Annotated in this window: 19 protein-coding genes; 4 read left to right on the top strand and 15 right to left on the bottom strand. The window is 59.3% G+C overall.

Annotated features, from left to right (window positions below; genetic code table 11):
* Positions 1 to 5: 5 nt before the first annotated feature.
* The 9 genes from AC2FMY_RS03765 to AC2FMY_RS03805 form a co-directional block, all read right to left on the bottom strand.
* Positions 6 to 287 (bottom strand): ArsR/SmtB family transcription factor, encoded by a 282-nt coding sequence (locus AC2FMY_RS03765; RefSeq protein WP_480748087.1) that lies wholly within the window; start codon positions 285 to 287, stop codon positions 6 to 8.
* Positions 288 to 396: 109 nt separating this feature from the next.
* Complete coding sequence (locus AC2FMY_RS03770; RefSeq protein WP_496745598.1) at positions 397 to 1,629, bottom strand: mandelate racemase/muconate lactonizing enzyme family protein; 1,233 nt, start codon at positions 1,627 to 1,629, stop codon at positions 397 to 399.
* A gap of 20 nt (positions 1,630 to 1,649) precedes the next feature.
* The gene (locus AC2FMY_RS03775; RefSeq protein ID WP_496745599.1) at positions 1,650 to 2,753 is read right to left on the bottom strand and encodes a Zn-dependent alcohol dehydrogenase; all 1,104 of its coding nucleotides are present in this window, start codon (positions 2,751 to 2,753) and stop codon (positions 1,650 to 1,652) included.
* A gap of 153 nt (positions 2,754 to 2,906) precedes the next feature.
* Complete coding sequence (locus AC2FMY_RS03780) at positions 2,907 to 4,244, bottom strand: class-II fumarase/aspartase family protein (RefSeq protein WP_496807000.1); 1,338 nt, start codon at positions 4,242 to 4,244, stop codon at positions 2,907 to 2,909.
* Positions 4,244 to 4,957: an alpha/beta fold hydrolase gene (locus tag AC2FMY_RS03785; protein WP_496745603.1), complete on the bottom strand. Its 714-nt coding sequence runs from the start codon at positions 4,955 to 4,957 to the stop codon at positions 4,244 to 4,246. Before AC2FMY_RS03785 ends, AC2FMY_RS03780 begins: the two co-directional genes overlap by 1 nt.
* The gene (pcaD, locus tag AC2FMY_RS03790) at positions 4,950 to 5,756 is read right to left on the bottom strand and encodes a 3-oxoadipate enol-lactonase (RefSeq protein WP_496745605.1); all 807 of its coding nucleotides are present in this window, start codon (positions 5,754 to 5,756) and stop codon (positions 4,950 to 4,952) included. Before pcaD ends, AC2FMY_RS03785 begins: the two co-directional genes overlap by 8 nt.
* Before the next feature lie 96 nt (positions 5,757 to 5,852).
* A complete protein-coding gene (locus tag AC2FMY_RS03795) occupies positions 5,853 to 6,827 on the bottom strand; it encodes a threonine ammonia-lyase (protein ID WP_496745607.1) in 975 nt (324 codons plus the stop codon).
* Positions 6,824 to 7,651: an alpha/beta fold hydrolase gene (locus AC2FMY_RS03800; protein ID WP_496745608.1), complete on the bottom strand. Its 828-nt coding sequence runs from the start codon at positions 7,649 to 7,651 to the stop codon at positions 6,824 to 6,826. The genes AC2FMY_RS03795 and AC2FMY_RS03800 overlap by 4 nt, the downstream gene beginning before the upstream one ends.
* Complete coding sequence (locus tag AC2FMY_RS03805) at positions 7,651 to 8,337, bottom strand: haloacid dehalogenase type II (RefSeq protein ID WP_480747913.1); 687 nt, start codon at positions 8,335 to 8,337, stop codon at positions 7,651 to 7,653. The genes AC2FMY_RS03800 and AC2FMY_RS03805 overlap by 1 nt, the downstream gene beginning before the upstream one ends.
* Before the next feature lie 126 nt (positions 8,338 to 8,463).
* Between AC2FMY_RS03805 and AC2FMY_RS03810 the strand changes: the two genes are divergently transcribed.
* Positions 8,464 to 8,892 (top strand): FKBP-type peptidyl-prolyl cis-trans isomerase, encoded by a 429-nt coding sequence (locus AC2FMY_RS03810; RefSeq protein ID WP_496745609.1) that lies wholly within the window; start codon positions 8,464 to 8,466, stop codon positions 8,890 to 8,892.
* 57 nt (positions 8,893 to 8,949) lie between these two features.
* Here AC2FMY_RS03810 and AC2FMY_RS03815 read toward each other — a convergent pair whose 3' ends face one another.
* From AC2FMY_RS03815 to fabA, 4 genes are read right to left on the bottom strand one after another with little or no spacing between them, the layout of a single operon-like run.
* Positions 8,950 to 9,147: a hypothetical protein gene (locus AC2FMY_RS03815; protein WP_480747911.1), complete on the bottom strand. Its 198-nt coding sequence runs from the start codon at positions 9,145 to 9,147 to the stop codon at positions 8,950 to 8,952.
* Between the two features lie 59 nt (positions 9,148 to 9,206).
* Complete coding sequence (locus AC2FMY_RS03820; RefSeq protein ID WP_480747910.1) at positions 9,207 to 9,998, bottom strand: enoyl-ACP reductase FabI; 792 nt, start codon at positions 9,996 to 9,998, stop codon at positions 9,207 to 9,209.
* 5 nt (positions 9,999 to 10,003) lie between these two features.
* Positions 10,004 to 11,233: a beta-ketoacyl-ACP synthase I gene (fabB, locus tag AC2FMY_RS03825; protein ID WP_496745612.1), complete on the bottom strand. Its 1,230-nt coding sequence runs from the start codon at positions 11,231 to 11,233 to the stop codon at positions 10,004 to 10,006.
* A 48-nt stretch (positions 11,234 to 11,281) separates the two neighbouring features.
* Positions 11,282 to 11,791 carry a bifunctional 3-hydroxydecanoyl-ACP dehydratase/trans-2-decenoyl-ACP isomerase gene (gene fabA, locus AC2FMY_RS03830; protein ID WP_480747908.1) on the bottom strand — a complete coding sequence of 170 codons (510 nt, stop codon included), beginning with the start codon at positions 11,789 to 11,791 and terminating at the stop codon, positions 11,282 to 11,284.
* Positions 11,792 to 11,979: 188 nt separating this feature from the next.
* On the opposite strand from fabA, the gene irrA reads away from it, so the two are divergent.
* Positions 11,980 to 12,399 carry an iron response transcriptional regulator IrrA gene (gene irrA, locus AC2FMY_RS03835; protein ID WP_480747907.1) on the top strand — a complete coding sequence of 140 codons (420 nt, stop codon included), beginning with the start codon at positions 11,980 to 11,982 and terminating at the stop codon, positions 12,397 to 12,399.
* Here irrA and AC2FMY_RS03840 read toward each other — a convergent pair whose 3' ends face one another.
* Positions 12,400 to 13,296, bottom strand: coding sequence for a LysR family transcriptional regulator (locus tag AC2FMY_RS03840; RefSeq protein WP_496745614.1), 897 nt, complete (start codon positions 13,294 to 13,296; stop codon positions 12,400 to 12,402). It lies immediately after the preceding gene.
* 89 nt (positions 13,297 to 13,385) lie between these two features.
* On the opposite strand from AC2FMY_RS03840, the gene AC2FMY_RS03845 reads away from it, so the two are divergent.
* Positions 13,386 to 14,183, top strand: coding sequence for a phytanoyl-CoA dioxygenase family protein (locus tag AC2FMY_RS03845; protein WP_480747905.1), 798 nt, complete (start codon positions 13,386 to 13,388; stop codon positions 14,181 to 14,183).
* A 37-nt stretch (positions 14,184 to 14,220) separates the two neighbouring features.
* On the opposite strand, the gene AC2FMY_RS03850 is transcribed toward AC2FMY_RS03845, so the two are convergent.
* Complete coding sequence (locus AC2FMY_RS03850) at positions 14,221 to 15,087, bottom strand: hypothetical protein (RefSeq protein WP_480747904.1); 867 nt, start codon at positions 15,085 to 15,087, stop codon at positions 14,221 to 14,223.
* Positions 15,088 to 15,208: 121 nt separating this feature from the next.
* On the opposite strand from AC2FMY_RS03850, the gene miaB reads away from it, so the two are divergent.
* Complete coding sequence (miaB, locus tag AC2FMY_RS03855; protein WP_496745617.1) at positions 15,209 to 16,528, top strand: tRNA (N6-isopentenyl adenosine(37)-C2)-methylthiotransferase MiaB; 1,320 nt, start codon at positions 15,209 to 15,211, stop codon at positions 16,526 to 16,528.
* The last annotated feature ends 173 nt before the right edge of the window (positions 16,529 to 16,701 follow it).

Raw genomic sequence — 16,701 nt, forward strand, 5'->3', positions numbered from 1 at the left:
AAAAATCACGTTTTGCAGAACAGTTTGTATAGCAGTTCGATCACCTGCGCGGTGTTTCCATCGCTGAGTGAATAGTGGATGGTTTTGCCATCCCGTCGTGTCGATACCAGCCCCTCTTCCCGCAGTCGGGCCAGCATCTGGCTGACGGCAGCCTGACGGATACCCAACAGGGTTTCCAGTTGCCCAACCGACTTTTCGCCGTCGCCGAGATGGCACAGGATCATCAGCCGACCCTCGTGGGCAAGCGTCTTGAGAAAGTTTGCGGCATCCGAAGCGCTTTGCTTCATGTCGACGGCGGTTTCGGGCTGAAATGCCTGATCTGATGTATTCTGAACTGTCACGGGTTGCTCGTAATCCTTTTGTCCAAACTACAACACAGCGTTGTGGCATGCAATCTCATGCATCCTGTGCTGGTGCACCACCCTGAAACGCGTTGCCGTTGACATAGTCACATGGTTCTTCCTGCATCTGCAAATGAAGCCCATCGCCGGTATAAGGATGGGCTCGCGCCAGATCTTCGTCAACTTCAATGCCCAAACCGGGCGCCTCGGGTGGCGTGACAAAGCCTAATTCGACTTTGATCGATCCTTTGATCAACTTGTCGTGAAAAGGTGTCTCTATGCTTTCAAGCAACAGGATATTGGGGATTGAGGCGGCGAGATGAATGTTGGCGGCCCACTCGATCGGTCCTGCGTACAGGTGGGGGGCCATCTGGGCGTTGAATATTTCTGCCATCGCGGCCACTTTCTTCATCTCCCAGATGCCGCCGGCACGTCCCAATGCGGGTTGCAGGATTTCCGCCGCGCCTGCCCGCAGGACTGCGCCGAACTCTGCCTTGGTGGTCATCCGCTCGCCGGTTGCGACCGGAATGCGGACGTTGCGGGCGACGCGCGCCATATCTTCGATATTGTCAGGAGGCGTCGGTTCCTCGAACCAGAGCGGCGAATAGGGCTCCAATGCCTGACCCAGACGGATCGCCCCTGCGGTGTTGAACTGACCGTGGGTTCCGAAAAGCAGGTCGGCCTTGTCGCCGACCGCTTCGCGGATCGCTTTGCAGAAAGCGACCGACATCGAGATATCGCTCATCGCAGGCATGTGGCCGCCCCGGATCGTGTAGGGGCCTGCGGGATCGAACTTGACCGCAGTATAGCCCCGCCCGACCATCGCAGCGGCGCATTCGGCCGCCTGTTCCGGTGAGGTCCAGAAATCGGTCAGGTCATGCTGCGGCAGCGGGTAGAGATAGGTGTAGGCGCGAATGCGGTCATTCATCCGCCCGCCGATCAGGGCGTGAACCGGTCGGTCGCGATCCTTGCCCAGAATGTCCCAGCAAGCGATTTCCAGCCCGGAAAACGCGCCCATGACGCTCAGATCGGGGCGCTGTGTGAAGCCGCTGGAATACACCCGGCGAAACATCAGCTCTATGTTTTCGGGGTTTTCATCCGCCATATGCCGCTTGAACACGTCGTGGATGATGTGTTTCATCGCCTCGGGACCGACCGACGAGGCATAGCATTCGCCCCAACCGGTGATGCCCGTGTCGGTGGTGAGCTTGACCAGTATCCAGTATCGCCCGCCCCAACCCGGTGCAGGCGGCGCGGTCACGATGATATCGAGATCCTGAAGCTTCATCGCATGTCCTCCTGTTCGGGTTATTCCACCGATTTGCGGTCAAACACGATCACGTTGCGCTTGGCGCCACCGGTCTTGGTGTCGGCGATTGCCTCGTTGATCTGGTCAAGCGACCAGCGCCCCGAAATCAGCTCGTCGAGCTTGAGACGCCCTTGCTGATAAAGATCGATCATCCAAGGGATGTCACGCTGAATGACTACGTCGCCCATCTTGGAGCCGATCAGACCCTGCCCGACAGCGGCAAGGATGACCGGTTCGTAACTGGCCATCGCCCCCGAATGAGGCATCCCGATCATGATGGCCTTGCCGCCGCGCCCCAGATAACGAGGAGCCTGTTCATAGGCCGGTATCGCGCCGACGGTGATCAGAACCGCGTCGGCTCCGCGCCCGCCAAGAGCCTTGTATGCGGCTTTCCAGGGTGCATCCAACGTGGCAAGGACCCCATGCGTTGCGCCGAATTCCCTGGCGATCTCCAGCTTTTCCTCGGTCATGTCGACCGCCACGATTCTGCGGGCCCCCGCAATGCGCGCGCCCTGGATTGCGTTCAGGCCCACACCGCCCGCGCCGATCACGACGACATCCTGACCGGGGCGCAGCCCGGCGGCATTGACGGCCGCGCCGACGCCAGTGATCACGCCACAGCTGAGCAGGCTGGCGACATCCTTGGCCATGGTGTCGGGGATCTTGACGATCTGGCGGTGGCTGACGACCACCTTTTCGGCAAAGGCACCGCAGGCCATCGCCTGTTCCAGGGGGCCGCCATCGGCGGTTTTCAGCGGACCCTTGACCGTGTCATAAGGTGTCTCGCAGATCGTCGGCTTGCCGCTGGCGCAGGACGGGCACGATCCGCAGGCGCGGATCAGCGTGGCCACAACGGATTCACCCACCTTGAAATCGCCAGCAGCGTCGCCGACTGCGGTTATGACACCGGCGGCTTCGTGGCCGTAAACAGCGGGCAGAAACCCACCCCAGGCTCCGCTGGCATAGGTGATGTCGGAATGACAGATCGCCACCGCATCCAGCGTGACTTCGACCTCGCCCATCCCCGGGGGAGCGATCTGGATGTCTTCGATAACAAGTGGCTTGTCGAACTCGCGGCATACGGCCGCCTTGATGGTTTGCATGGTCTCCTCCCCTTGATTGCCGGGCACGGTGGCCCGGCAGATCGCCGTCTGCAAGGTGGAAACCGGCAAAACAATGTCGTTCTTACGTCACGACACGATTTAAGCACAGGTGAAAACCGATCCGTTCGCGAAATGGGGAGGCGCGATGGCGCGTCAGTCGCTCAGGAATTCGGTCGTACTGCGCGCAAAGGCTTCGGCTTCGGACGGGGCAAGTCCAAGCTGATGCATAGGGTCAAACAGTTTGTGCGTGTCCAGTTGCGGCCAGGTCCGGGCAACGATTTCCTTCAGAGGGGTGCCTGTTGCGGCGGATTCCCGGCACAGTTCCTTGGTTGCGGCCTGTGCCTTGGGGCGCGGTAAGTGTTCGGCCAGCGCGAAACTCAGCGCTTCGGCATGGATCATGCCGAGATGTGATTCCAGCGCTGTGCGCATCGCGTCAAGTTCGGGCGAAATCTTCTGAGCCATGGACGAGGCGACCCGGGAAGAAGAACCCGCCCCCAAAACGATTTGTGGCAGGCACATCCATTCGGTGAACCACGCGGCGCCGTCGCGCTGATGGCGATGCATCGCCGCCCCCTGCAAAACACTCATCAACCCGGTCTGCTGGCGGGCCAGCGCCACCAGAACCGACGGAGCCACAGGGTTCTGCTTTTGCGGCATGGTCGAAGATGACCCGGCCCCGCCCAAGCCAATCTCGGCTATCCCGGTCTGGGTTAGCTCCACGCCGTCCTCTCCGATCTTGCCCAAGGCCAGCACAAGGCGGGTGAACCAATCGCAAAGGCGTAGAACGGAGGTTCGGTCGGTATGCCAGCTTCGCCCGGGGTCGTGCAGGTTCAAGAGTTTTGCAAGCTCTGCGCGGGTTGTGGCTGATTGCGCCCCCAGGGCTGCGCTGGTGCCAGCCGCGCCGGACAGGGACACAAGCAGGCAGTCTTGCCGCAGCGCAGGCAATTCCTGCATAAGCCCTAACAGGGGCCAGCCCCATGACGCGACCACGGCGCCAAAGCTGGTTGGGGTCGCGTGCTGCCCATAGGTGCGGGCTGGCATTGGCAGGCGGGCATGATCAAGGGCCAGCCGCGCAAGGTGGCCAAGAGTATCTTTAACATCGGTTTCGATCAGACCGATCGCCTGCCGCAGCCGCAGCATCAGCCCGGTGTCGATAATGTCCTGTGAAGTCGCGCCCCAATGAACATAGGCGGCATGTTCGGGGGCCTGCATCTCGGCCCGGAAGGCCGAGACCAGCGCCGGGACGCTGACGCCGTTTTCGCCGGTCGCGGCGGACAAGGCACCGGGATCAAGCTGAATCTCCATCGCGGCGCGCGAAATGGCCTGTGCGCTTTCCAATGGTATGATGCCCTGATCGCCCTGAACTTTGGCCAGCATCCCCTCGACCAGCAGCATTGCCCTCAACTCGGCACTGTCAGTGAAGAGGCGACCAACATCGCCAGACGGGAACAGCCTGGAAAACAGCACGCTGTCGAAAACGGATCCAGCCATCAGAATTTTCTTTCGATCTGCGACAGCATCAGCGCCAGTTCCTTGGGATGGGAAAAGAACGGAGAATGGGAGCTGTCGATTGTGAATTTCATATCTGGCGGAAAACCACTGCACATCTCGGCCTGATATTCGGTGGGTACAGTTCGGTCGTCGAGCGTTCGGATATAGGCCTTGGGCAAATTGGCAAAACCTTCACCAAGTACCAAGGGCGTTTCCTGCGGCCTGATTGCTTGCGGGCAAAGGCGTTGGGCGGCGAATTCGGCGGTCTCTTCGGCGCAGTCGTGATAGAACAGCGCCCTGACCTGATCCGGAACTACGGTATAGGAGAGGCCATCGGGCGATTTCTGGACGGACGAAATCAGGGGCTGGCGGGCCGCGCGCTTGCGCATCTGTGCCATGCTCTTGCCCGAAATGGGGACATAGGCGCAGAGATAGATCAGGGCGCGCATCTTGCCCGGAGCTGTCCCGGCCGCTGCCGAGATTGGATAGCCGCCCCAGGAATGACCTACAACTACAGTATCGGGGGTCGATGCCGACAAGACGGCATCGCGGCACCTAACCAGAGTGACATCGGCGACAGGAGTTTGGTCATCCCCGTGGCTGGGCATATCTATGGCGCGGGCAGAATGCCCCAGAGCGGTCAGTTCAGGGATCAGATCACGCCAACACCACGCCCCATGGCATGAGCCGTGAACCAGAAGGAAATCAGCCATTCCCGCCCTCCTTACCATGCCCTATACCGCGTAGGAATTCTGAAAGGATGGCAGCGTATTCTTCGGGTTTTTCAACGCATGGCAGATGGCCTGCCCTGCGGATGAGTTCAAATTTTGAGCCGGGGATCAGGTCGACCGTTTCACGCACCAGATCGGGTGGCGTCGCCCCGTCCTCGCTGCCCGCGATGCCCAGCGTTGGAAGTCGCAGGCCACTTGTCGGAGTATAGAAGTCGGTGCCGGAAATGGCCGCGCAACATCCCGCATAACCTTCGACCGGTTGCCGGACCAGCATGTTACGCCACAGGGTGAGGTTGGGCGAGGCGCGGAAATCCTTGGAAAACCAGCGTTCCATGATGTTGTCGGCCAGCGCTTCTATTCCACCGGCATTGACGGCGGCAATGCGCTTGTCCCACATGTCAGCGGTGCCGATCTTGGCACCAGTGTTTGACAGAACCAACGCGCGGATCTGATCCATCCGTTTGACCGCCAGTCCCTGCGCGATCATCCCGCCAATGGAGAGGCCGACAAAAGCGCAATCGCGGACCTCCAGCATATCCAGCAGAGCCTCGGCATCCTGCACCAGCGCACCCATCGAATAGGGGGCGGGCGGCAGAGACGACAGGCCGTGGCCGCGTATGTCGTAGCGGATGAACTTCAGCCCCTTGGGAAGCAAAGGCAAAACCGCATCCCAAAGCCGATAGTCGGTGCCCAGCGAATTGGCAAATACCACGGGCGCCCCGTCGGGGTCGCCGTCGATGCGATAGTAGAGCTGGACATGACCCAGATCGGCAATGTTCATGGGATACCCCTGTGTCAGCTTGGCTATGTTTCGCGAAGGTATAGGGCAGGATTGCCGCGTGATCCATGCTTCGGATCGGCAGCAGGTACCCCGGCATCAGGTGTGATCTGCCAGTGCCCGGGCAAAGAGAGCCGGTTCGACGTTGCCGCCCGAGGCGACGACGATCACGGTGTCGCCCTCGATCTCGTCCTGCCGGTACAGGGCCGAGGCCAGCGCCACGGCTCCGCCGGGTTCCAGAACGATCTTGAGGCGCAGAAAAGCCAAAGCCATGGCGCGCATGGCTTCGGTCTCGGTAACGCTCAGACCCGGGCCGCACAGGCGTTTCAGAATCGGGAAGGTGATCTGACCCGGTTCGGGCGTCAGGATTGCGTCGCAGATATTCCCCGAAGTCCGGTTGTTCCGTTCGATCCCGCCCGAGACCAACGAACGTTTCACGTCGTCAAAGCCTTCGGGCTCGCAGGTTCTGGCGCGCAGGCCGGGCGCGTGGCCCTCCAGCGCCAAGGCGATCCCGGAGGTCAGTCCGCCACCTCCACAACAAACCAGAACGTCGGCCATATGAACGCCGAAATCAGCGACTTGTTCGGCAACCTCCAACCCGACGGTGCCCTGACCTGCGATTACCTGTGGGTCGTCATAGGGGCGGATCAGGGTCAGGCCGCGCTCATTCGACAATGCCGCGCCGATATCCTCGCGGCTTTCGGTTTCCCTGTCATACAAAACGACTTCGGCCCCCAGTGCGCGCGTGTTTTCGATCTTCAGTTGCGGCGCATCCGACGGCATGACGATGACCGATGCGATTCCGTGTTTTGTCGCCGCCATCGCTACGCCCTGCGCGTGATTACCCGAAGAATAGGCGATGACTCCGCGTTGCCGCATGTTCGGGTCCAGCGCCGAAATCGCAGACCATGCCCCGCGGAACTTGAAGCTGCCGGTGTGTTGCAGGCATTCCGGTTTGACCAGCACCCTGCGCCCGGCAATGTCATCAAGGAAAGGAGAGCTTAGAAATGGGGTTCGCCTTGCATGGCCTTGCAGCCGTTTGGCGGCGGCTTTTATCAGGGGCAGGGTACTCATGCGGCCTCCAGGATATTGCGAATGACTGCGAGGGACTGCGGTTCGTCCAGGAACGGGGCATGGCCCCGATCAGGGACTTCTTCCGCGACGAGGGCAGGATGACGCTTGCGCATTTCCGCCAGCGTGCCCGGGCTGAGTATGTCGGAGTTCATGCCCCGGATAACACCAGTAGGGATGGTGCGCAACGCGTCGAACAGGGGCCATAGGTCGGGTGGTGGTCCGGCCGCGGCCTGTTCCAACAGGGCCTGCCGCAAGTTTACATCATAGCTCAGGGCCAGTCCTGTGGGCGTTTCAAGATATTGGTTTTCTGCCTGCTTTCGCCAAATCGAAAGGGGGACACCGGGGAATTGCGGTTCCATCGAGTCTTTCAGAACCTGCGCGGCATCTTCAAAAGTCTGGAATGTGGGTGGCTTGCCGACATACTCGAAAATCCGGGCAATCCCTGTCGGCTCCACAATCGGGCCCACATCGTTCAAGATTACGCCTGCCAGCCGGTCCTGGTGACAGTCAGCCAGCACCATCGCGATCAGACCGCCTCGAGACGTGCCCAGCACGGTGACTTTGCCAAGTCCCAGATGATCAAGAAGCTCGATGACATCCTGACCCTCTCGATTGACGTTGTAATTCATATAGTTCGGGTCATGGTCCGATTGCCCCCGGCCACGATAGTCGATCGCAATCAGACGCAGGTCGGGTACGTGCGGGGCGAGGAATGTGAAATCCCGGCTGGATCTGGTCAGACCGGCAAGGCAAACCAGTGGTTTACCTTTGCCGTTGTCCTCAAAGTAGATTTTTTTTCCGTCGCTTGAGGTGAAGTGCGCCATCAGGCTCCTGCCAGTTGGGGAATCGTGGTCAGGTCGGACAGTACATGCGCGGGCCGCCACGGCAAGCGGTCCATGGGTTCGGCAGCGCGGTTGACCCATGCGGTGACAAATCCGAATCCGCTGGCCGCAGCCGCATCCCAGCCGTTCGAGCTGACAAAAAGAACTTCGTCGCGGGCGCAAGCAAAGCGCTTGGTCACCAGTTCATAGACGCGGGCATCGGGCTTGAAGATGCCCACGCTTTCCACCGACAGCACATCATCCAGCACGTCGCCGATGCCTGCCGATTGCACCGCACCATCCAGCATCGCAGGCGAGCCGTTGGACAGGATTGCCGTTTGCATCCCAGCGTCCTTCAATGCCCCCAACATTGCGGGAACTTCGGGAAAGGCCTGCAGTTCCCAATAGAGATCGAGCAACCGCTGGCGAAGCCCGCCTTCTCCGTCCAGCCCGACCGCTTCGAGCGCCCAGTCAAGACCGTCCTGTGTCACCTCCCAGAAATCGGTATGGGCGCCGGTCACCGCCCTCAGCCAGGAGTACTGCAACTGCTTCAATCGCCAGAAATTGGCCAACTCCGGCCATTTGCCACTGAGCTGGGTATGCTCGGGCTCGGCTGCGGCCAGACGCGCGGCGGCTGCGACGTCGAACAGTGTTCCGTAGGCGTCAAAGACGCAGGTGGTGATTGGCATGTGCTCCTCCCTCTTCGCGGGCAGGTTCGCACAGGAATTCAGCGCGCGAAAGAGGGGCGGGTTTACAATGGTGTGACAGACATTAGGGTGGGCCGTTCAACCAAAACCCAACCGATCGGAGACCTCATGACCGAAATCAAGCAAGGCGACACGGTGCGCATTCACTATACCGGTACCCTGCTGGACGGGAGCACATTCGACAGTTCCGAAGGCCGCGACCCGCTGCAATTCGAAGTGGGGTCGGGACAGATCATCGTTGGGCTGGACAATGCCTTGCCGGGCATGATTGTCGGTGAAAGGAAAAAGGTCGAGGTGACCTGTGTCGAAGCCTATGGTCCGATCAATCCGGCGATGCGGCAGTCCATCCCGCGCGAAGGCATTCCCGACGATATACCGCTCGACATCGGCACACAGTTGCAGATGCAGACGCCCGATGGTCAGGCCCTTCCGGTAACGGTGGTCGAAGTTGACGATGCCACCGTGACACTGGATGCGAACCACCCCTTGGCGGGGCAGGACCTGATCTTTGACATCGAGGTCGTGTCGATCAATTGAACCGAAATGACGGCTGGGCCCGCGAATGCGCCTGACCTGGCCTGTTTGGCAGGCGTACTACCTGGTGGCGATCGTGAGGCCCATCATCGCCTGTGTCTGGGGCTGCGACAAGATCACCAGCGCCGCAAGCGAGAAACACAGGCTCACCAACAACAAGCGTATCAGGTTGCCCGATTGCCTTACTGGCGGTTCCGGCTTTTTCAGCGCCTTTTCGCGTTGCGCGGCGGCGGAGAGGATCATGTCAATTTTGCTCATGCCCGAATTCCTGCGCGCCAAGTGTGGTCAAAACTTGGCAAGCGCAGGGAAAGTTCGGGTCACATGAAGTCGGGTTGAGGCATTCCCAGGACGTGGAAACCGCCATCGACACGGATAATCTCACCCGAGGTGCAGGCGCCGGCATCGGACGTCAGATAAACAGCAGTACCGCCAACGGCTTCGAGCGTTGCATTCGAACGCATCGGCGCATTCTGGTCGCAGAATTTGTAGGTTTTGCGCGCGCCACCGATGGCCGCGCCGGCCAGAGTCTTCATCGGACCAGGCGAGATAGCATTGACGCGGATACCGTCAGGTCCGAGATCGTTGGCGAGATAGCGGGTCGCCGATTCCAGCGCGGCCTTGGCCACACCCATGACGTTATAGTTCGGAACCACCCGGTTCGAACCTTGATAGGTCAGCGTCAGCAGCGAGCCGCCATTTTCTTTCATCAGCGGATAGGCGCGGCGCGCCACCTCGATGAAGGAATAGGCCGATACATCCATCGAATGCTTGAAATTGGCCCGTGTAGTGTTCAGAAACCGCCCCGTCAATTCCGACTTGTCGGAATAGGCTATGGCGTGAACAACAAAGTCGACGGTGGGCCAACGGTTGGCCAGTTCGTCAAAGGCGCGGTCTAGCGACTCGTCATCGGTGACATCGGCGTCGACCATGAAATCACTGCCGACGCTTTGCGCAAGCGGTTCCAACCGCTTGCCGAAAGCTTCGCCCTGATAGGTGAATGCCAGTTCGGCACCGGCCTCGTGCATGGCCTTGGCGATGCCCCACGCGATGGAGCGGTCGTTGGCCACGCCCATGATCAGGCCGCGTTTGCCTTTGAGAAGATCCGACATTTCACTCATCCATTATACTTGGACAGAATCATGGACCCGTTTGTGCCGCCAAAGCCGAAGCTGTTGGTCATGACACTGTCCAGTCCTGCGTTTTCAACGACTTGCGTCGCAATTTCGCCGGGCAGAATGCCCTCGGCCAGGTTATCGACGTTGATCGAAGGGGTAATGAAGTCGTTGTCCAGCATCAGCAGGCAGAAGATCGCCTCGAGCGCGCCCGCCGCGCCTTGTGCATGGCCGGTCATCGACTTGGTCGATGAAATCGGCGGCACGTTGCCCTCGCCGAAAATTCGGCGTACTGCTTCGACCTCGCCCACGTCGCCAACCGGGGTCGAGGTGCCGTGTGCGTTGATATAGCTGACCTTGCGCCCCTCGGGCACGGTCTGCAGTGCCAGGCGCATCGCGCGTTCGCCGCCTTCGCCCGATGGGGCCACCATGTCATGACCATCCGAAGTGGCGGCAAATCCGGTCACTTCGGCATAGATCCTGGCGCCGCGTGCCTTGGCGTGTTCCAGTTCTTCCAGAACCACGATCCCGCCACCACCCGAGATCACGAACCCGTCGCGGTCCTGATCGAAAGCGCGTGAGGCGCGTGCGGGGGTGTCGTTGTATTTTGACGACATCGCGCCCATCGCGTCAAACAGGCAGCTGAGCGTCCAGTCCAGTTCCTCGCCGCCACCCGCGAACATCACGTCCTGCTTGCCCATCATAATCTGTTCAGCAGCGTTTCCGATGCAGTGCAGCGAAGTGGAGCAGGCCGAAGTGATCGAATAGTTGATGCCCTTGATCCTGTAGGCTGTCGCCAGGTTAGCCGAGATGGTCGAGCACATGCACTTTGGCACCGCAAACGGGCCGATACGCTTTGTCGCACCCGATTTCAGCACGGTCTGATGTGCGGTCAGCATTGCACTGGTCGAAGGACCGCCCGACCCGGCCACCAGCCCGGTGCGGGGGTTTACTACCTGATCATCGGTCAGACCGGAATCGGCAATGGCCTGACCCATCGCGATGTGGGCGTAGGCCGCGCCCGGGCCCATGAACCTGAGTGCGCGCTTGTCCACGTGTTCAGCCACATCGATTTTGAGCGTTCCAGCTACCTGACTGCGAAAGCCGTGCTCGACCATCTGTTCGTTGGCCTCGATGCCGGACCTGCCCGCTTTCAGCGATGAAAGCACTTCCTCGGCATTGTTCCCGATCGAGGAAACGATCCCCAATCCGGTGACGACGACGCGACGCATAAGCGTACTCCTGTGTTCCGTTCTCTGTTGCCTGGTCTTCAGCTGGGGTCAGCTTTCGGACAATGCAACCTTCATGTCCTTGACTTGATAAATCAATTCCCCATCTGCTTCGACCCGGCCATCCGCCACACCCATGGTCAGGCGGCGGGTCTGAACGGCCTTGGTGAAATCGACGTAGTAGGTCAGCTTCTTGCGGTCGGGGCGCACCATACCGGTCAACTTGATTTCGCCTGTGCCGATAGCATAGCCGCGCCCCTGCCAACCACGCCAGCCGAGGTTGAATCCGGTCAGTTGCCACAGCCCATCCAGACCAAGGCAGCCAGGCATGATTGGGTTGCCCGGAAAATGGCAGTCAAAGAACCAAAGATCCGGCGTGATATCGAATTCGGCCACCACATGCCCCTTGCCATGTGCGCCACCATCCGCCGAAATGTCGGTGATCCGGTCCATCATGAGCATTGGAGGTTCGGGCAACTGTGCGTTGCCTGGGCCGAAAAGTTCGCCGCGCGCGCACTTCAGCAGATCGTCTTTGTCAAAGCTGCTCGGGAATTGGGCCATTCTGCCGCCTCTCCTGCCAGAGTCTGTTGGTCACATCTGGCCTCCTCTAACACCCGTGTGCAAGGTCCTGCAAGAGCGGGTGCGCCGCAAGTTTCAAGCGAATGGCCCTGTTTGCGAATGAATTTCATTTGAAATTTCATCTGGGCACGACTTATATATATTGTCAAACCCATGCAGGTATCGACATCATGACGCCAGACAGTCTGGAAAACGCCACGCAGTGGTTGGCCAAGGCCGGTCTCAGACCGACGCGGCAGCGCGTTGCGCTGGCCGAGCTTCTGGTGGGTGACGGTAAACACCGGCACGTCACGGCGGAAAGTCTGTTCGAGGCGGCAAAGTCCAACAGTGCTGCCGTTTCTCTGGCCACCGTGTATAACACACTGCGCGCCTTTTGCGATGCAGGTGTGCTACAGGAAATCACGGTGGACGGATCGAAAAGCTATTTCGACACCAATACCCATGACCATCCCCATTTTTTTTGGGAGGATGAGGGGCGTCTGTCCGACGCTCCGTCGGATCAGCTGGTGATCCAGCGCTTGCCAAATGCACCCGAAGGGGTTGAAATTGCTTCCGTGGATGTGGTCATCCGCCTGCGCCGCAAGGCCTGATCAATTCTTTTCGAACAGAACGGCCAACACCCGTTGGGCCGCGTCAAACAGCGGGTCGGCCGGGCCGATGCCATGCCGAGCGATTACGACGGATTCGCGGGCTTCGGGATCGCGGACAGGCCGGCTTGCAATGGGAAGCCCGTCATAGCTCAGGGCGCCAACGGGGTTGGCGTAACTGATGCCGACACCCTCGCCATGCGCGGCGAGGCTGCGAAGGATTTCCAGTGAAGTTGCCCGATGCGCCACATGCGGCGACAGGCCCTTGCGTCTGAACAGTTCCAGAACATATTGCGCGGAAAGTCCCTCTTCGGACAGGATCAGCGGAAATTCGGCCAGCCGGTCCAAGGTCACGACCTCATGTGTCGCAAGCGGATGATCGGGTGGTATCAGCGCGTTGGGGCGGCAGACATACAGCAACCGCCGCGAGAATCCGGCATCCATTCCCAGATCATAGGTCAACGCGATATCTATCTGCCCCTTGAGCAATGCCGCGAGCAGGGCTTCGAAGCCATCGGCCCGATAGGTCACTTCGACATCCGGCAACTCAGAGCGCAGACGGCGGATGGCAGGGGCCAGAAGGAACGGAGCAAGGTCGACGAAACACCCTAGCCGAAGCCGTTTTGCGGGTATTGGAGGATGGGACGGGTCTTGCAACCGGGCGGCGTGGTCAAGCAGGCTTTTTGCGCCTTCGATAAAGGTCCGCCCTTGCGGGGTTACGGCCATGGCCGAACCGCGTTTTCGGATGAACAAGGGATAACCCAGATGTTGTTCGATTCTGGCCAGGGCGGCGGACAAGGCAGGTTGCGACACATTGAGATGCTCGGCCGCTGCGGTAAGGCTGCCGTGGTGGCCGATGGCGCAGACATATTCGTACTGGCGGAGTGAAATAAATAACATGAGATTATTTATTAGTTTCGAAGATATGATTTGAACAGAGGTTCGGGACCTGCACATATCTTGGCAAACACGGATTTACGGAGGATCCCTTGCCTCACCCATTGGTTACACAGGACATGATCGACACCTTTCAGCGGGACGGTGTCGTCTTTGTGCCCGGATTGTTTGCCGATCAGGTCGATACCTTGCGCGCAGGGGTCGAGGCGAACATGTCGAACCCAGGACCGTATGCATCGGAAAACAAGAAAGAAGGCCAAACCGGCAGGTTCTTTGACGACTACTGCAACTGGGACCGAATCCCACAGTTTCGCGAGGTGATCGAAACCTCACCCGTGGCCGAAGTCGCAGCGGATTTGATGGCATCCGAATCGGTGCAGATGTTCCACGACCATGTGCTGGTGAAAGAGCCCGGCACCTCGATGGCGACGCCATGGCATCAGGACGGGCCGTATTATTTCGTTGACGGACGGCAAACCATCAGTTTCTGGTCACCGCTCGATCCGGTGAAAGAGGCGACGCTGCGCTGTGTCGCAGGGTCCCACCTGTGGGAAAAGGAAGTGCTGCCGACGCGCTGGGTTTCGGAAGAGGGTTTTTTCCCTGACGAAGGTCAGTACATGCCGATCCCCGATCCCGAGGCTGAAGGTATGAAGATTGTCGAGTTTGAAATGCAACCCGGGGATGCGGTGGCGTTCAACTATCGCGTGCTGCATGGCGCGCGCGGCAATACTTCGGCGTCACGCCGCCGGGCATTTTCCCTGCGCCTGGTCGGAGACGATGCGCGTTACGTCGAGCGCCCGGGCCGAACATCGCCACCCTATCCGGGCCATGACATGCAACCAGGCCAGCGTTTGCGCGAGGACTGGTTTCCGGTTCTGTTCAGGCGCTGAGTTTGGAGTGTTCTCGGCGCGAAGGCTGGACCTCGTTTCAGAACCACTGCCCCGGTTCAATCAGGCCAAGATCGAGCAACTGGCCCGAGGACCATTCGAACGGTACGGAATTGCGCCATTTGAAGGTGTTGATCCGCGCCGCTGACACCGGATTTCGTTTCAGCGCCTTTGCAGCGCGAAAGGAACAGATAGCTGCAGTCAGATTGTGATGCCACGGGCAGGAATAGGTATTGTATTCAGCATCATTGAACGTGTGGTTCGAAAACAGCTCTAGCCCGGGTTTGGCTCTAAAAAGTGCGATGCGATCCATTCTCCGGCTTTCCTTTGGTATGAACTCGTCAAACCGCCAGCGCAGCCCGCCGGAAAAATCGAGTTGCCGTTCAAGCGGGTCCTCGGTTGTTGGGTCTATGCGCACTTCGGCAAAGTACCCCGATTTGTCGAGCATCGCAGTCGCGGGCGAAACCGCCGAGGGGCAAGTGTTCAGGTCTTCGGCGTACAGGTCGATCACGTAGGTCAGCATCGCGCTGCGGCGTTCCTCGGCGTGAAAAGACAGCATCTCGCCCACGCTGCGCGTTTCGCAGAACGGAAAGAACAGGTATTCGGCGTTGTAGCCGTAGTACATCCAGACATTGGGCAACGCGGCGACGATCCGGTTGACCGCCGCAAAGACCAAATGTCTGGGCCTACAAGTATAGGTGATCCGGTGCACCTGGTCGCCGAGATCCGTCGGCAGTTCGAAGTCATCCGGCATCAATGCGATCACCGTTTTGAACCCGAGATTCAAATGATGCAGCAATGTTCCTGCTATCTCGACGGCGTCTTCGGCAAAGATCATCGCCACCGGTCCTTTGACTGGCGATTTCGCGACCGAGTTCAGAAAACTGTCGAGTGATGGATACTGCATGCGATGTACTTGTCCTGCTCTGCTGGCATTTGCCGTCAAACTCGGGTAAATGCGCGCGCATTGCAAGCCGCGTCCGTTCCGTATAGACGGCGCCGATCCAGCGAAATCAAAGGCACGTTTCATGTCCGAACCGAAAAAGCTCTTCATCAAGACCTACGGGTGTCAGATGAACGTTTATGACAGCGAGCGCATGGCCGAGGCGCTGGGCGGGCAAGGTTATGTCGAGACGCAAAGCCCGGATGATGCGGACATGATCCTGCTCAACACCTGCCATATCCGGGAAAAGGCTGCGGAGAAGGTCTATTCCGAGCTTGGCCGATTCAAGGGACTCAAAGCGGAAAAACCCGATCTCAAGATCGGAGTCGCAGGCTGCGTCGCGCAGGCCGAAGGCGAAGAGATTATGCGCCGCCAGCCTCTTGTCGATCTGGTGGTCGGCCCGCAAAGCTATCACCGTCTGCCCGAGATGGAGGCGAAAACGCGCGAAGGCCAAAAGGCGCTGGACACGGATTTCCCGGAAGAGGACAAATTCGAAAAGCTGAAGAACCGTCCCAAGGCCAAGCGCGGCCCGACGGCGTTTCTGACCGTTCAGGAAGGCTGCGACAAGTTCTGCGCCTTTTGTGTGGTACCCTATACTCGCGGGGCCGAGGTCAGCCGGCCTGCGGATCGTATTCTGCTTGAGGCTCGCGAACTGGTGGAGCGGGGCGTGCGCGAAATCACGTTGCTGGGTCAGAACGTGAACGCCTATCACGGGGCCGGTCAGAACGGCGATATGACGCTTGCCGGGTTGATCTGGGAGTTGAACAAGGTCGACGGACTGGAACGCATCCGGTTTACCACATCGCACCCCAACGACATGAGCGACGATCTGATCGAAGCGCACGCTACCTGCGACAAGCTGATGCCCTATCTGCACCTGCCGGTGCAGTCCGGCTCGGACAAGATTCTGAAGCGGATGAACCGCAGCCATACGGCGGAAAGCTATTTGCGACTGATTGAGCGTATTCGTGCCGCACGCCCCGATATTCTGATGTCGGGTGATTTCATTGTCGGTTTTCCGGAAGAGACCGAAGAGGATTTCCAGGCCACGCTCGATCTGGTCGAAGAGGTAAAGTACGGTTATGCCTATTCGTTCAAGTATTCCACACGACCGGGTACACCGGCGGCGGAACGGCCACAGGTTCCGGGAAAGGAAGCCGATGACCGGCTGCAACGGCTTCAAGCACTGATTACCAAGCATCAGCGCAGCGTGCAGGACAGCATGGTCGGGCGTGACGTGCATGTGTTGTTTGAAAAGCCCGGGCGGCTCGACGGGCAGATGGTCGGAAAATCAGAGTATCTGCATGCGGTCCACGTAAATCGGGCTGATGTAGTTCCTGGTGATCTGCGTCGTGTGCGCATCACGTCCTCCGGTTCCAACTCTCTCGCCGGAGGGTTGACATAATCTTGAGGGGAAAAGCCGAAAAATAGCCAGATTTGGGGTGCTATTGGCATTTCGATAACAAAGATTCACTTTGCCGAAACCTGTTTCTGGTTTAGGTCATCGAAATCGCACCATCTGGGCAACGGTGCGAATGGTCTTTGGGGCCGGATAGTTTGTGAGGCTCCGTAAGGAGT

This window comes from Ruegeria sp. YKSE079 (genome assembly GCF_059612845.1).

What these genes read in the sequence shown, in the direction of transcription:
- AC2FMY_RS03785 (WP_496745603.1), bottom strand. Translation starts at nt 4,957, where the DNA reads ATGGCTGATTTCCTTCTGGTTCACGGCTCATGCCATGGGGCGTGGTGT.
- AC2FMY_RS03765 (WP_480748087.1), bottom strand. Translation starts at nt 287, where the DNA reads ATGAAGCAAAGCGCTTCGGATGCCGCAAACTTTCTCAAGACGCTTGCC.
- irrA (WP_480747907.1), top strand. Translation starts at nt 11,980, where the DNA reads ATGACGCCAGACAGTCTGGAAAACGCCACGCAGTGGTTGGCCAAGGCC.
- miaB (WP_496745617.1), top strand. Translation starts at nt 15,209, where the DNA reads ATGTCCGAACCGAAAAAGCTCTTCATCAAGACCTACGGGTGTCAGATG.
- AC2FMY_RS03840 (WP_496745614.1), bottom strand. Translation starts at nt 13,296, where the DNA reads ATGTTATTTATTTCACTCCGCCAGTACGAATATGTCTGCGCCATCGGC.
- AC2FMY_RS03850 (WP_480747904.1), bottom strand. Translation starts at nt 15,087, where the DNA reads ATGCAGTATCCATCACTCGACAGTTTTCTGAACTCGGTCGCGAAATCG.
- pcaD (WP_496745605.1), bottom strand. Translation starts at nt 5,756, where the DNA reads ATGAACATTGCCGATCTGGGTCATGTCCAGCTCTACTATCGCATCGAC.
- AC2FMY_RS03770 (WP_496745598.1), bottom strand. Translation starts at nt 1,629, where the DNA reads ATGAAGCTTCAGGATCTCGATATCATCGTGACCGCGCCGCCTGCACCG.
- AC2FMY_RS03815 (WP_480747911.1), bottom strand. Translation starts at nt 9,147, where the DNA reads ATGAGCAAAATTGACATGATCCTCTCCGCCGCCGCGCAACGCGAAAAG.
- AC2FMY_RS03820 (WP_480747910.1), bottom strand. Translation starts at nt 9,998, where the DNA reads ATGTCGGATCTTCTCAAAGGCAAACGCGGCCTGATCATGGGCGTGGCC.
- AC2FMY_RS03795 (WP_496745607.1), bottom strand. Translation starts at nt 6,827, where the DNA reads ATGAGTACCCTGCCCCTGATAAAAGCCGCCGCCAAACGGCTGCAAGGC.
- fabA (WP_480747908.1), bottom strand. Translation starts at nt 11,791, where the DNA reads ATGGCCCAATTCCCGAGCAGCTTTGACAAAGACGATCTGCTGAAGTGC.
- AC2FMY_RS03805 (WP_480747913.1), bottom strand. Translation starts at nt 8,337, where the DNA reads ATGCCAATCACCACCTGCGTCTTTGACGCCTACGGAACACTGTTCGAC.
- AC2FMY_RS03810 (WP_496745609.1), top strand. Translation starts at nt 8,464, where the DNA reads ATGACCGAAATCAAGCAAGGCGACACGGTGCGCATTCACTATACCGGT.
- fabB (WP_496745612.1), bottom strand. Translation starts at nt 11,233, where the DNA reads ATGCGTCGCGTCGTCGTCACCGGATTGGGGATCGTTTCCTCGATCGGG.
- AC2FMY_RS03800 (WP_496745608.1), bottom strand. Translation starts at nt 7,651, where the DNA reads ATGGCGCACTTCACCTCAAGCGACGGAAAAAAAATCTACTTTGAGGAC.
- AC2FMY_RS03780 (WP_496807000.1), bottom strand. Translation starts at nt 4,244, where the DNA reads ATGGCTGGATCCGTTTTCGACAGCGTGCTGTTTTCCAGGCTGTTCCCG.
- AC2FMY_RS03775 (WP_496745599.1), bottom strand. Translation starts at nt 2,753, where the DNA reads ATGCAAACCATCAAGGCGGCCGTATGCCGCGAGTTCGACAAGCCACTT.